The sequence below is a fragment of the Candidatus Protofrankia datiscae genome, assembly GCF_000177615.2.
GTDB lineage: Bacteria > Actinomycetota > Actinomycetes > Frankiales > Frankiaceae > Protofrankia > Protofrankia coriariae.
On the sequence record NC_015656.1, the window covers coordinates 3,135,246 to 3,149,158 of the forward strand.

Genomic DNA, 13,913 nt, shown 5'->3' on the forward strand with positions numbered 1-13,913 from the left:
CGGTCCGGCCCGTGCCGGGGCGGCCACCCGAGCCCCGCGGGGCGTGCTGGTCATGTTCGTCGTTCGTCGTGCTTCGTCGTTCGTCGTTCGTCGTGCTTCGTCGCGTTCACCGTTCGTTGTTGCCCGCCATCAATCGGCTGTCCGCCACCCACTGGCTGCCCGCCGTTGGTCGTTAGTCGTTGTTCGTCATTCATCGTTGTTCGTCGAACCCGTCGGATGCGCCGGGGTTCGCCAGGAGGAGGCTGGAGATGACAGGGTTGACGGCTCGTCCCGAGGACGCCGTTGCCAGGATCGCTCTTCCCAGGCCCGCCGCCGACGACATCCAGGCCGATCGGCGAGCCCCCGCGGCACGCCTGTCCCACCTGCTGGACACCGGCTCCGTGACCGCCCTGCACCCCGACGACGACACCGGCGTGCTCGCCGTGCGCGGCCGGATCGACGGCGCCCCCGTCGTCGCCTACTGCACCGACGCGACGGTGATGGGCGGCGCCCTCGGCCTCGGCGGCGCCCGGCACATCGTCGACGCCATCGACACGGCGGTGCGCGACGGCCAGCCGGTCATCGGACTGTGGCACTCGGGCGGCGCCCGGCTCGCGGACGGGGTCGAGTCCCTCGACGGCGCCGGCCGGATGTTCGCGGCCATGACCCGGGCCTCGGGCAAGGTGCCGCAGATATCGGTGGTGCTCGGCCCGGCGGCCGGCGCCGCCGCCTACGGCCCCGCGCTGACCGACATCGTGATCATGTCGACGTCCGGTCGGATCTTCGCGACCGGGCCCGACGTCGTACGCAGCGTGACCGGTGAACAGATCGACATGGCAGATCTCGGCGGCGTCGACGCGCATGGCCGCCGCTCCGGCGTCGTCCACGTCACCGTCGACACCGAGGACGACGCGTTCGCCCGGGCCCGCCGGATCACCGGGCTGCTCACCCGGCCCGGCCGTTTCGACCCGGACACGGTGAACGACGGCCGGGACCTGCGCGAGCTGCTGCCCGCGACGGCGCGGCGCGCCTACGACGTCCGCCCGCTACTGCTGGAGATCCTCGACAGCGCCGGGCCATGGAACACCTTCGAGGAGCTGCAGCCCCGATGGGCGCCCAACATCGTCATCGGTCTCGGCCGCCTCGGCGGGCACACGGTCGGGGTCATCGCCAACAACCCGATCCGCAAGGGCGGCTGCCTGGACTCGCTGAGCGCGGAGAAGGCCGCTCGGTTCGTGCGCATGTGCGACGCGTTCGGCGTGCCGCTGCTGGTCGTCGTCGACGTGCCCGGCTACCTGCCCGGCGTCGGGCAGGAGTGGGACGGCGTGGTCCGCCGGGGCGCGAAGCTGCTGCACGCCTTCGCCGAGGCGGTGGTGCCCCGCGTCACCCTGATCACGCGGAAGTCCTACGGCGGGGCGTACATCGCGATGAACTCCCGTTCACTGGGTGCCACCGCCGTCTACGCCTGGCCGCAGGCCGAGGTCGCCGTCATGGGGGCGGAGGCCGCCGTCGGGATCCTGCACCGCAGGAAGCTGGCCGCCGCCGCGGACGACGAGCGGCGCGAGGAGCTGCGCGTCCAGCTCGTCGCCGAGCACCAGCGGGTCGCCGGGGGCGTCGACCGCGCCCTGTCCATCGGAGTCGTCGACGAGGTCATCGACCCGGCCCGCACCCGCCGTACCCTCGTACGGACCTTCGCCTCCGCGGACGAGCGGCCGGCCGCGGCCGGCCGCCGCGGCGGCCACAACAACATCCCGCTGTAGCCCGCGCCGGCCGCCTGAGAAGAGGCGTGACACCCTTCACCCGCTCCCGGGGAATCCTCTGTGCCGCTGGCAGGAATCCCCGCCGGAAGCCCCCGGCAGGAGGGTTCCCGGCGAACGGACCGCCGGGAACCCTCCTTGGGACGAAAACCCGGAATCACCAGCCCGGGTCCAGCTGGTCCGGGCTCAGTCCGGGAAAATCAGCCGAAGAAGTCCGGACGCCGGTTTTGCCACTGGTCTCAGTACCGGCCCCACCACTGGTTTTACGACTCTTGCTGCGGGTCCTCCGACCCGCCGAACGGTTGTCGTGGCCCACCAAGCGGTTCGGAGGGCTGGCTGAAATCCCCCGTCTCACCACCCTGCTCCGCCTCGGCGCCCGGCTGCCCGCCTGCCTCCGCCGTGGCCGGCCGGGCGCCCTCGCCCTCGGCGCCCGGCTGCGTCCCCTCACCCCCGCTCTCGGCCTGCCCGGCCTGCTCCCCGGGCTGCTCAGGCCCAGCTTGCTCGGGCTGCCCAGCCTGCCCGGCTGACACCGTGGCGGCGACAAGTTCACGCAACCGCGTCTCGACGTAGGGCTCGGTGTGGTGTGACCTGTCGGCGATCCGCCGTACGAGATCGTTGACGCTGGCGGCGGCGTCCAGATCCGCGGTGCTGACCTGGACGAACTGATCGAGAATCTGATGGCGAATCCGGTCCCAGTCCGCCCGCAGCTGCTGCTCCAGCTCCTGCGCCTGCTGCTGCTCCATACGATCGCCTCCAGCTCGAGCCAGCTATTTGTAGGAATAAAACTACTTCGCTACCGTGCAGCGTCAACTCGAGACAACAGACGCATCAGCGCACTGTTCCCGGCGCGCCAACCGGCCTATTCCGCCGGAACACCCCGGTCAGGTCGATATCCGCCGCGACGGATGTTCGGGAACAACTCCGTCGTTTTTCCGAACAAAAGGGCAAGCCTGTCATCGGCGACGCACCGGCAACACCCACCACCGGCCGTCCGATCCTCGCCACAAGGCCTTCCTGATTTTATGGGATGTTCCCGTTTTTATCGGCTCGCGCCCGGCGGCCGGGCGCACGGCCGCCGCGACAGCGGCCCCCGGACCGGCTCCCGCCACCGCCGACAGCGACAGCGACAGCGACAGCGACAGCGACAGCGACAGCGACAGCGACAGCGACAGCGTGAGTTGACAAGGTTAAGTTGACGCTGGCAACCTTCGTCCATGGTGTCAGCCGGGCGGACGAGGGCGCGCCGGGGTGAGGGCGGCCGACTGGCCGAGGAGATCCTGTTCGCGGCCGAGGCCCTGCTGGTCGAAACCGGGGACGAACAGGCCGTCACCGTGCGTGCGGTCGCCCGCCGGGTCGGTGTGACGACGCCATCGGTCTACCTGCACTATGCCGACAAGGCCGCGCTCCTCGACGCCGTCTGCCTGAAGGTCTGGGGTGACCTGGATGAGCGGCTGACCGCCGCCACCGCCGGCGTGACGGACCCGTTGGACGCCCTGCGCCGGTGCGGCATGGCGTACGTCCGGTTCGGGCTCGACCATCCCGTCCAGTACCGGCTGCTGATGATGGGCCGACCCCTCACCCATGATGAGAGGTGTGCGGCCGGGGCGGCCGGAGCGGCCGCGGCGACGACGGCCGCCCGAGCAGCACTCAGGCAGATGAGCCGGGCCGTCCAGGACTGCGTGGACGCCGGGGTGTTCCGCGGGGAGACGCGCCCGCTCGCGCTGAGCCTGTGGGCCGCCATCCACGGCTGCGTCTCGCTGCTGCTGAGCAAACCCGAGCTGGACTGGCCGCCGGTCGAGGACTTCGTCGACCACACCGTGCGCATGGCCGGGCTCGGCACCGCGCTGATCAGTCGTGTCGCCGTTCCCGGCGGCAGCTACGGCAGCGCGGCCATCACCACTGAACTCGACAGGACCGTCGACCGTCTCCACCACCGGCAGGAGCAACAGTGAGCAACCCAGCGGTACCGACCACTACCGACGAGGCAGCGGCCGAGCCACCAACCGGATCGCCGGCCGAGCCGCCGGCCGAGGCAGCGGCCGGCTCGCCAGCCAAGGCAGCGGCCGAGCCATCGGTGACGTCACCCGCCGAGCCCGCCGAACCACCCAGTCCGCCCGGCGGGTCGTCAGCCGAACCGGTGGTCGAACCGGTGGTCGAACCGGTGGTCGAACCGGTGGTCGAACCGGTGGTGACGTTAGCACCCGAGCCACCCGAGCCAGCCCCCAAGCCACCGGCCGCGCCACGGAGCGGGCCGGCGGCCGGGCCAGCGACCACGCCGTCAGCGGCCCCCGGCGGGAAAGCGGCGCCGGTGCCCCCCGACGAGCGGCGGGCGCCGAGGAGCGGGCGCGCCCGCGCGGTTCTCGCCATCTCCTCGATCGGGGTGTTTGTCGTCTTCCTGGACGCGACGATCGTCAACGTCGCGTTCGAGTCGATCACCAGGAGCTTCCACACCACGACCGCGGGCCTGGCCTGGGTCCTCAACGCCTACGCGCTGGTCCTCACCGCACTGCTCGTCCTCGCCGGGCGGCTGGCCGACCAGTTCGGCCGCAAACGGCTGTTCCAGATCGGGCTGATCGGCTTCGCGGTCACCTCCGCCGCCTGCGGGCTGGCGTCCGGCACCGCCGTGCTCATCGCCGCCCGGGCGCTGCAGGCGGTGTTCGCCGCGATCCTGGTGCCGTCGTCGCTGGCCCTGCTGCTCCCCGAGTTCCCGCCCCACAAGCGCTCGGCCGCGATCGGGATCTGGGGCGCGATGGGTGGGCTCGCCGCGGCCAGCGGACCGGTCCTGGGCTCGGTGCTCGTCCAGTATCTGTCCTGGCGCTGGGTGTTCCTGGTCAACCTGCCGATCTGTCTGCTGGCTGCGCTGGTCGGCGCGCGGGTGCTGCGGGAGAGCCGGGACACCGGCGCCACCGGCATCCCCGACCCGTTCGGCATCCTTTTCGTGACGCTGGCGCTCGGCGCCGTCGCGTTCGGCATCATCGAGGGGCCGGACTGGGGCTGGGACGACCCCCGCGTCATCGGCGCGTTCCTCGTCGCCGCGGTCGGCCTGCCGCTGTTCGTCGTCCGGACCCGGCATGCCGCCCGGCCAGCCGTCGACCTCAGCCTGTTCCGGGTCCGCACCTACAGCGTGGCGAACGCCGGGATGCTGACGTTCGCCACCGCCTTCTTCGCCGTCACCCTGGCGAACATCATCTTCCTGCAGACGGTGTGGCACTGGTCGGTGCTGCGCAGCGCCCTCGCGGTGACCCCGAGCCCGCTGCTCGCCGGTGTCGCCGCCCCACTGGCCGGCGTGCTGGCCGACCGTTTCGGGCACCGCGCGGTCCTCGTCCCCGGCGCGCTGTCCTTCACCGCGGCGATGCTGCTGTTCGCCACCCAGATCGATGCCACCCCGCACTACGTCACCGACTGGCTGCCGGCGGCCCTGCTCACCGGTGCCGGCATCGGGCTGACCCTCCCCACGCTCGGCAGCGCGGCTGCCGCGTCGCTGCCACCGGCCCGGTTCGGGATCGGCAGCGCCATCAACTCCTCGTTCCGGCAGCTCGGCGCCGTGCTCGGGGTGTCGGTGTTCGTCGCCGTCCTCGGCACGCCGTCCCCCGCCTCCGCGCTCGACGCCTTCCAGCGCGTCTGGTACGTGATGGCAGGCGTCGCGGCCCTCTCAGCCCTGCTCTGCGCCGCCGTCCGCACCCGCCCCCACCGCCCACAGGCGGCGCGCCAGTCACAATCAGCACAGCAGCCGCAGCCGCAGCAGCCACAGCCGGCGTAGCCGAACGGATCACGATAGATTCGTGACCGCTTCATTCCTGCCCCTGCGTCCACCTCCACCTCGGGAGCATCGGGAACGGGGAGCACCGACGGTCTGACGAGAACTTCACCGAAGCGTTCCACCGCGCGAAACCTTCTTCTGTCGTCCGAGATTCCTGGAATTCCTGGAGATGCGTGTGGCCGAGCCTGGCGTCCCGTTCCCCGACGTTCCCGCCGGTGTGGAGATCACTGGCCCTGTCGGGGAACGCTTCGAGGAGATCCTGACCCTCCCGGCGCTGGCGCTGGTCGCCGATCTGGAGCGCCGCTTCGGCCCACGGCGGGGTGAGCTGCTGACCCGGCGCGACGAGGTGCAGGCCCAGCTGTCCGCCGGCGCGAACCTGGACTTCCTCCCCCACACCAGGGACGTCCGCGAGGGCGACTGGCAGGTCGCCCCGCCCCCGCCGGGCCTTCTCGACCGCCGGGTCGAGATCACCGGGCCGACCGACCGCAAGATGACGATCAACGCGCTGAACTCGGGCGCGAAGGTCTGGCTGGCCGACTTCGAGGACGCCAACACCCCCCTGTGGGAGAACATGGTCACCGGCCAGCTCAACCTGCGCGACGCCCTGGACCGCACCATCGACTTCACCAGCGGGGACGGCCGGCGCTACGCCCTCGCCGACACCCTGGCCACGATCGTGGCCAGGCCCCGCGGCTGGCACCTGACCGAGAAACACCTGCTCGTCGACGGCCGGCCCGTCTCCGCCGGCCTGTTCGACTTCGGGCTGTACTTCTTCCACTGCGCGCAACGGCAGCTCGACGCCGGCGGGGGCCCGTACTTCTACCTCCCGAAACTGGAAAGCCATCTTGAGGCGCGGCTGTGGAACGACGTTTTCGTCCACGCCGAGGACGCCCTCGGTTTTCCCCGGGGCACGATCCGCGCCACCGTGCTCATCGAGACGATCCCGGCGGCCTTCGAAATGGAGGAGATCCTCTACGAGCTGCGTGAGCATTCCGCCGGGCTGAACGCGGGCCGCTGGGACTACCTGTTCAGCATCATCAAGAAGTTCCGCGACCGGGGTGAGCGGTTCGCCCTGCCCGACCGCAACGCGGTGACGATGACCGCCCCCTTCATGCGCGCCTACACCGACCTGCTGGTGCGCACCTGCCACCGGCGCGGCGCCCACGCGATCGGCGGCATGGCCGCCTTCATCCCCAGCCGCCGGGACGCCGAGGTCAACGCCACCGCCCTGGCCAGGGTGCGCGCGGACAAGACCCGCGAGGCCGAGGCCGGCTTCGACGGATCCTGGGTCGCCCACCCCGACCTGGTGGCGTTGTGCCGGGAGGTCTTCGACGGCGTGCTCGGCGAGCGCCCCAACCAGCTCACCCGCACCCGCGAGGACGTGCGGGTCAGCGCCGCGGATCTCCTCGACGTCGCCTCCGCGCCCGGCGAGCGGACACTGGCGGGCCTGCGCAACAACGTCAGCGTCGCCCTCCAGTACCTGCGCGCCTGGCTGCGGGGCACCGGCGCCGTCGCAATCTTCAACCTGATGGAGGACGCGGCCACCGCCGAGATCGCCCGCTCCCAGGTGTGGCAGTGGCTGCGCGGCGGCGTCGTCCTCGACGACGGCACCCCGGTGACCCGCGAGCTGGTCGAACGCATCGTCACCGAGGAGCTGGCCACGCTCCGCCAGACCCTCGGCGAGGGCTACGACGCGACCGGCTTCGAGCAGGCCCGCGCCCTGTTCACCGAGCTCGCCCTCGCCGACACCTTCACCGACTTCCTGACCCTGCCCGCCTACGACCGCCTGCCGTAAGGGATGCCGTAGGTAAAAGCCGTCACTGGCACGACGTTTTCCACCTACGGCCGTGAAGCCCGTAGGTGGAAAACGCTGCTGCCACGACACTTTCCACCTACAGCTCGGGGTATCCACCGGCCGGCCGCCAGGACGGGGCATCAGGGCCGGTTGTCGGATGGGCCGTTGTCGCCGGGGTTACGCTGATCGTCGCGGGACGGCCCCGACGGGTGACGACGCCGGCAGGGTAACGGGGGACAGCGTGGACGAACGACAGGAAAACGGCCCGGCGGGCCGCGCAGACGCCGTCCCACCCGTGGATGCCGCATTACGAGCCTGGGCGACCGCACACGCCCGCACCGTGGGCCGCACGGGCGATTCCGCGGGAGTCCCACCTCCACCCGACAGCGTGCGGCCAACCAGACCGGCTCCTCGCTGGGACACCCCATGGACCCCGGACGAGGTGACCGTCGTCGAGCCCCCAACCGTCCTGACCGGCCACATCGGCTGGGTCCGGTCGGTGGCGTGGGCGACCGGCGGCGACGGCCGGCTGCTGCTCGCCACCGGCAGCTACGACGGCACCGTGCGGGTCTGGACGGTGGGCGTACCAGCACCGCGGCCGCGGGTGCCCGCGCGGATCGATCCGGCCGGAGCGCCGTTGCGTACCGCGGCGGCCGGGCTGGTCCTGCTGGGTGCCGCCGGGCGTGGCCTCCCCTGTCCTTGCTCGCGGGCCTGACCACCCTCACCGGCTGGCCCACCACCGGCTCCACCACCACCGACGGACCCGCTGCCACCGGTAGCCCCCGCATCGGACCGGCTATCACTGCCGGCAGTCATGCAACCATGTCGTGCGCCTGCTGACCACCCACACCCCCAGCGACGAACCCCCATCAGCCCCAACCAGACCAGCAACCGAACCAGCGGCACCCGTCGCGACAGCCCCGACCAGTGAGGTGGTCCCCGTTCTTCGGACAGTGATCCCTATGTGGGATAATTGATCCGTGAGCGGAGGAGATTGATGACTGAGTCCCGGAGGCGGTTCACGCCCGAGTACAAGGACGAGGCAGTGAAACTCGTCATCGATTCGGGTCGGCCGGTATCGGCGATCGCGAAGGACCTCGGTATCAACGAGGGAACCCTGGGGAGCTGGGTGGCCACCTGGCGTCGGGCCCACCAAGGCGAAGAAGAACCGCTGTCGATGTCCGAGCGTGCCCGGCTACGGGAGCTGGAGAAGGAGAACCGGGAACTCCGGATGGAGCGCGAGTTCCTCTCAAAAGCGGCAGCCTTCTTCGCGCAACGCCATCAGTGATCGATAAGTTCGAGCTGATCGCCGCGGAGAAGGACAACTACCCGATACGCAAAATGTGCCAGTGGCTCGTGGTGTCGACGTCCGGTTTCTACGACTGGTACCAGCGACCGGTGTCGTCCCGGACCCGCCGGCACACCACCCTGGACACCCAGGTGCGGGCGTTGTTCGCCGCCTCGCGCCAGACCTACGGCGCGCGGCGGATCGCCGCCGCTCTGACCGCGTCGGGCCAGCCCACCTCGGTCCGCCTCGCCCGACGGATCATGCGCCGAGCAGGGCTGAAGGCCTGCCAGCCCAGGGCCTACCGCCGCACCACGATCCCCGGCCAGGCGCCGGTGCCCACCGACCACGTCCGCCGCGACTTCACCGCCACCCGCCCCGGGGCCAAGCTCGTCGGTGACATCACCTATGTCCGTACCGGCGAAGGCTGGCTGTATCTCGCCACGGTCATCGACTGCTATTCACGGAAGGTTCTCGGCTGGTCGATGGCCAGTCACATGCGGACCGAACTCGTCGTCGACGCATTCACCATGGCCGCGTCCCGCACCACCCTTGCACCGAACGCGGTTTTTCACTCGGATCGCGGTACGCAATACACGTCCGACGCCTACCATCGCACGCTGGCACGACACGGCGTGCGACCTTCCGTAGGCGCCACCGGAGTGTGCTGGGACAACTCCGCCGCCGAATCCTTCTTTGGCACCCTGAAAAACGAACTCGTCTATCGGGAAATTTACCTAACCCGTCGTGCCGCCCGCAGTGCGATCGCCGAGTACATCGAAGTCTTCTACAACCGGCAGCGACTCCACTCCACCCTCGGCTACCACACCCCGGAACACGTCGAACGTCTCTACCTGACGAGTCGGACATCAATACCAGAGGCGGCGTAAAGCTGATATAGTCCAGTTATCGCGTGTCCGTAGAATGGGCAGCACCTCACCAGCACCGTCCCCACCACAGCCACAACCCCGACGGTCGCTACCACCACCTCCCGCCCCACCCCGACCCGACCACCCTCGCCGCCACCATCCACGCCCTCCTCGCCCCCACAACTCAGGAAGCCGTAGGTGGAAAACGCTGTTGCCATGACGTTTTTCGCCTACGACTGGAGGTATCCACGGGACGGCAGCGCGCTTCCTCCGCATGACCGTGGAAGACATCACCGTCCGGAAGGGCCGACAGCGCACCCGCCACTGCGAGGTGCCGCTCTGCCGGTTGCTCTGTTGCCCCAGCCCGGAGATAGACTAAGTTCATGGCTAAGTCCGCTATTCAGGTCGGTGTGCACGAGGCGAAGACCCGGTTGTCCGAACTGCTGCGCGCCGTAGCGGCAGGCCAGGAGGTCGACATCCTGCGCAGCGGCGAGCCGATAGCCAAGATCATCCCGTTCGCCCCCCGGAGCGTGCGTGAGATCGGCGTCGACGAGGGGCGGTTCACCGTCCCCGACGACTTCGACGCCCCGCTGCCCGACGACATCGAGGACAGCTTCTACCGGTGAGCCGTTATCTGCTCGACACACAGGCATGGCTCTGGTCGCTCGCCGAGCCGCGGCGCCTGCGCGCGGACACCCGTGACCTGCTGGCCGACACCGCCAACGAGATCCTGCTATCGGCCGCCAGCGGCTGGGAGATTTCGATCAAATACCGGCTGGGTAAGCTGGCCCTCCCCGAACCGCCGCGTGGCTACGTGCCGGACCGGATACGACGCACAGGTGTGATTCCGCTCGCGGTCGAGCACGACCACGTGCTGCGGGTGGCGGAACTGCCGGACCATCACCGGGATCCCTTCGACCGGCTCCTGGTCGCGCAGGCACAGGCACTGAACGTCCCGTTGATCACCGCGGACGGCCGGCTGTCGGCCTACGAGGTGAAAACCCTCCCAGCCTGACCCTCAGCCACGTGCTCGGGAAAGAAAGACGATCACGATAACGAGTGCTCAAGTGGTTGCTCTGGCAGCCACTTGAGCACTCGTTCCGGTGACGAGGGCCGCAAGGCGGCCGTTGGTCACGGGGAGTCTCCGCGGGAGGTGCGGGTTCCGGGGTGGCGGGCGGCGCGTTCGTAGAGGTGGGCGGCGCGCAGCGGGTCGCCGTTGCGTTCGTGGAGCTCCGCGGCGCGGGCCCAGTCGTCCGCGAATTCGGCGTCGAGAGCGTCATCCAGCCAGGTACGCGGTGCCGAGGGCGCCTCCGGGGCGTGGTTGCGCAGCCTCTTCCACAGCCCCCGGGCGCGTTGCCGGCCGTCGGCGGACGGCTGCGGCACCGGGTCGCCCCCCGGCTCCGGTGGCCGGGGGGCGACCTGCGCGTCGACGTCCGCCAGCGCCGCCTCGATCTCCGGGGGAAGCTGGAGGTCCAGCTGTGGGCCGGGGCCGGCCCACAGCGTCCACACCGGGTGGCGGGTGCGCAGGTCGAAGGCGACAGCCCGGTCCGGCAGCGCCACCACGGCGATGTCGTCCCCGGCGCCGAACAGGGCCCGGCGGGCGCTCGGGGGCAGCCGCGGGCGCGTCCGGTAGCCGACCGGCAGGAACAGCGGGCCGGGCCCGAGGCAGTACAGCGGCTCACCGACCGGCAGCCGTTCGAGCAGACCTCCGGGGGCCAGCAGCAGATGCCGGTCCCGGCCGCGGACGACGAACGCGGTCTCGGCGAGCGGATGCCCTTCCAGCAGCAGCGGGACGGCCGCGAGGTCGTCGTCGTCGAGCAGCGCCGCGTCGGTGTCGGCCTCGCCGGTACGGCCCGGGACGATCGCGACCGGCCGCCCCGCCAGCCGCGGCGACGCACCGGCCGCTGCCAGGGAGGTGCCGTCCACCGCCGATGTGGTCGGGTCCGGCGTCTCCAGCGGGTAGTCGTCGGCGAGCCGGACGAGCGTGGCCGCGTCCGCGGGCGCACCGAGACCGACCAGCCGCCAGCAGCCGAAGGAAGCGTCGGCCAGCACCCACGTGCCGGCGTCCACCAGATCGGCGAGCAACGGATCGGGCAGGGCGGACGCCATGGCGTGCTGGACCAGCAGAGTGCCTCCGGTGACCCGGCAGGCCAGCACGAACGGGTCGTGATCGAGCGCCGTCAGCAACGACGCGGGCAGCGGCTCCCCCCGCGCCGATGCCGAAGTCGAACTCGCAGTCGATGCCGGGGAAGGCGCCCCGGCGCTCCGCCCGTATGCCCAGGAGACCCTGGGATCCGTCACAGAAAGTCGTAGTTCGATGATGATTCGCCCGCCGGCGGCGGACCATGACGGCTCGACGGCGGCGCCGGGCCCCGTGCCCGTGGCAGTGCCGGACCGCGCGGTGTCGTCGAACAGCGGGACGAGCCGGACAGGCCGGTACCACACGTCCAGCCCCAGCTCCAGGGCGCGTTGGACGACCCCACCGGCCTGCGAGCCCGGTACCAGCACCACCGCCTCGGCGGACGGGCCAGCCGCCACCGGGTGGAGCCCGGCCGTCCGCACGACCTCGACGACGCTCACCGGACGGAGCCCGGACATCGGCACCGACCCACGATCGTCGCCCGCCGTGGCCGGCGTTGCCGCTGGTGGCGCGCCTGGCGACCAGGCCGGTGACACAGACGGTGACACAGGCGGTGACGCGGTCGGCGGGGCGTCCCAGCCGCGGTCGGGCAGGAAACGTTCGCCGGCATGGACGTACAGCCGGCCATGTGCGATCGACACCAGCTCCCGGCCCAGGTCGAGGGCCACGTCAGCGGCGACCCACCAGTCCCCGGCCGGACCGGATCCGCCAGCCCCGGCCGCGGCCGGAGCGGATCCGCCCGGCCCGGCCGGGCCGGCTGCTCTGGCCGGGCCGGCTGCTCTGGTCAGGGCAGATCCGTCGGCGCCGGGCGGGCCGGCTGTCCCGGTCGGAGCGGGCGTCCTGGGCGGGGCCGCTCCGTCGGCCCGGAGGAACTGGATGCTCTCGCCATGCCCGGTCGCCACGAGTGAACCAGCGAACACAAGCGCCGCGGAGGCGGAGCCGAACCTGCCGGCAAGGGACGCTGCCGGCCCCGGGCCAGCCGGCCCGGGCAAGCCGGCCACCGCTGCCGGCGGGATCTCCCGCCCGGCGAAAGGACGCGGACGCCGCCCCTGGCCGGGCGCCGGACTGCCAGGTCCCAGAGCCATCGGCTATCTCGCGGACGGGCTGGTCGCGGGCCATGCGGCGACCGACCCCGCGACGACGGGCGGCAGGACAAGCTCGGTGTGCAGGACCCGCAGCGACCATTCGGCCCACCGTTGCTCCGTGCCGGTACGCCGTCCCCGCACAGCCGCGGCAAAGACGAGCGCGACCTGGTCGTAGCGGTGCGCGGCCTCGGCCAGCGCGACCGCCCACCGTTCGATCCGCAGGTCGGCCGCGGTCACGGGCCAGGTGGGCTCGCCGGCCAGCGGCTCGGCCAGGATCGTCTGGACATCGGCGAGCACGGGCAGGATGCGCCGGGTGGGCAGCCCCTCGGCGATGTCGCAACGGGCCAGCACCAGCCGTCGCGACATGACGTTGAGCACCGGCGGAACTGCCGGTCCCCCCATCGTCCCGGCAACGCCGGGCACCGGTCCGGCGGCGGAACCGGACATCGGCTCGACGGCACCGGCCACCGATCCAACGGAACCAGCTACCGTGCCGGCCGAACCGGCCGTGTATCCGAACGGCGGCCCGAACGGCGGCCCGAACGGATCATGATCAGGGTCGGGGCCAGGAGCGGCCGGCAGGGACGCGCGGGCGGCGGCCGGGTCGTCCAGGTTGTGGACGAGCAGCCACGCGGCGACGTGGACGAGACCGGCCGCGGTACAGTCGGCGACCGCGTCCCGGTACCGGCCGATCCGGATGGCCAGCTCCGCCGCCCGCTGGAAGGAGCCGGCGTCCCGGTAGCAGCGCGCGGCCTCGACGATCTGCCCCGCCCGCAGGTAGCAGCTCGCGGCCCGCTCGAGCAGCACACGGTCAGTCATGGAGCCGTTGCCCTCGTTCGGCCCGTCCGGTCGACGACTCCCGCTCGCCGGGCCGCTGCCTGGCCTGCCGCTCCTGGACCAGCGGTACCGGCCGCGGGGCCTCCTGCTCGGCGGGGGCCTCCTGCTCGATGGGGGCCTCCTGCTCGATGAGGGCGTTGTTCTCGACGATGCGGGCGACGTCGGCGGTGATCCGATCGTGGCGGGCGTCGTGGTCGGCCACGGGCACACCTTCGCCGGTGTCCTCGACGCGGAACACCTCGACCTCACCGGTGTCGGCGCGGTAACGGAACTTCACCCGGACCCGCATGCCCCACCCCCGAATCCCGTAATCCGTGTCCCGAAATCATTTTTCGTCGGTCGTGGTCTGTCGTGGCCGTGCTTCATGGTCCGGAGCCCAGAACCTGAAATCGAGAATCGAAGGCGG

Annotated in this window: 12 protein-coding genes; 8 read left to right on the top strand and 4 right to left on the bottom strand. The window is 71.3% G+C overall.

What is annotated here, in order from left to right; all coding sequences use genetic code 11:
• Positions 1–248 precede the first annotated feature (248 nt).
• Positions 249–1,739, top strand: a complete 1,491-nt coding sequence (locus FSYMDG_RS12995; RefSeq protein WP_013873907.1) for an acyl-CoA carboxylase subunit beta — start codon at positions 249–251, stop codon at positions 1,737–1,739.
• A 260-nt stretch (positions 1,740–1,999) separates the two neighbouring features.
• Here the strand turns inward: FSYMDG_RS12995 and FSYMDG_RS29680 are convergent, their stop codons facing one another.
• Positions 2,000–2,479, bottom strand: coding sequence for a hypothetical protein (locus tag FSYMDG_RS29680; protein ID WP_013873908.1), 480 nt, complete (start codon positions 2,477–2,479; stop codon positions 2,000–2,002).
• Between the two features lie 471 nt (positions 2,480–2,950).
• Between FSYMDG_RS29680 and FSYMDG_RS13005 the strand changes: the two genes are divergently transcribed.
• The 7 genes from FSYMDG_RS13005 (at position 2,951) to FSYMDG_RS13040 (ending at position 10,460) form a co-directional block, all read left to right on the top strand.
• Entirely contained in the window at positions 2,951–3,688 is a 738-nt protein-coding gene (locus FSYMDG_RS13005; protein WP_013873909.1) for a TetR/AcrR family transcriptional regulator, read from the top strand.
• Entirely contained in the window at positions 3,685–5,496 is a 1,812-nt protein-coding gene (locus tag FSYMDG_RS13010) for an MFS transporter (RefSeq protein WP_013873910.1), read from the top strand. The genes FSYMDG_RS13005 and FSYMDG_RS13010 overlap by 4 nt, the downstream gene beginning before the upstream one ends.
• Before the next feature lie 169 nt (positions 5,497–5,665).
• Complete coding sequence (gene aceB / locus FSYMDG_RS13015) at positions 5,666–7,291, top strand: malate synthase A (protein WP_013873911.1); 1,626 nt, start codon at positions 5,666–5,668, stop codon at positions 7,289–7,291.
• Positions 7,292–7,733: 442 nt separating this feature from the next.
• On the top strand, positions 7,734–8,006 hold the full coding sequence (locus tag FSYMDG_RS29415) for a WD40 repeat domain-containing protein (protein ID WP_013873912.1): 273 nt from the start codon (positions 7,734–7,736) through the stop codon (positions 8,004–8,006).
• A gap of 282 nt (positions 8,007–8,288) precedes the next feature.
• Positions 8,289–9,466, top strand: a protein-coding gene (locus FSYMDG_RS13030) for an IS3 family transposase (RefSeq protein WP_085948540.1) whose coding sequence is annotated in 2 segments (ribosomal slippage) — positions 8,289–8,550 and positions 8,550–9,466 — 1,179 coding nt in all. Because the reading frame shifts where the segments join, the coding sequence is not laid out codon by codon here.
• Between the two features lie 362 nt (positions 9,467–9,828).
• Complete coding sequence (locus tag FSYMDG_RS13035) at positions 9,829–10,071, top strand: type II toxin-antitoxin system Phd/YefM family antitoxin (protein ID WP_013873914.1); 243 nt, start codon at positions 9,829–9,831, stop codon at positions 10,069–10,071.
• Positions 10,068–10,460: a type II toxin-antitoxin system VapC family toxin gene (locus FSYMDG_RS13040; RefSeq protein WP_013873915.1), complete on the top strand. Its 393-nt coding sequence runs from the start codon at positions 10,068–10,070 to the stop codon at positions 10,458–10,460. Before FSYMDG_RS13035 ends, FSYMDG_RS13040 begins: the two co-directional genes overlap by 4 nt.
• A gap of 116 nt (positions 10,461–10,576) precedes the next feature.
• On the opposite strand, the gene FSYMDG_RS13045 is transcribed toward FSYMDG_RS13040, so the two are convergent.
• The 3 genes from FSYMDG_RS13045 to FSYMDG_RS13055 all read right to left on the bottom strand — a co-directional run bounded on the left by FSYMDG_RS13045 (position 10,577) and on the right by FSYMDG_RS13055 (position 13,796).
• Positions 10,577–12,487 (bottom strand): hypothetical protein, encoded by a 1,911-nt coding sequence (locus tag FSYMDG_RS13045; protein WP_157491016.1) that lies wholly within the window; start codon positions 12,485–12,487, stop codon positions 10,577–10,579.
• 186 nt (positions 12,488–12,673) lie between these two features.
• Positions 12,674–13,489 carry a hypothetical protein gene (locus FSYMDG_RS13050; protein ID WP_131772553.1) on the bottom strand — a complete coding sequence of 272 codons (816 nt, stop codon included), beginning with the start codon at positions 13,487–13,489 and terminating at the stop codon, positions 12,674–12,676.
• Positions 13,482–13,796, bottom strand: a complete 315-nt coding sequence (locus FSYMDG_RS13055; protein ID WP_013873916.1) for a hypothetical protein — start codon at positions 13,794–13,796, stop codon at positions 13,482–13,484. Before FSYMDG_RS13055 ends, FSYMDG_RS13050 begins: the two co-directional genes overlap by 8 nt.
• Between the last annotated feature and the right edge of the window lie 117 nt (positions 13,797–13,913).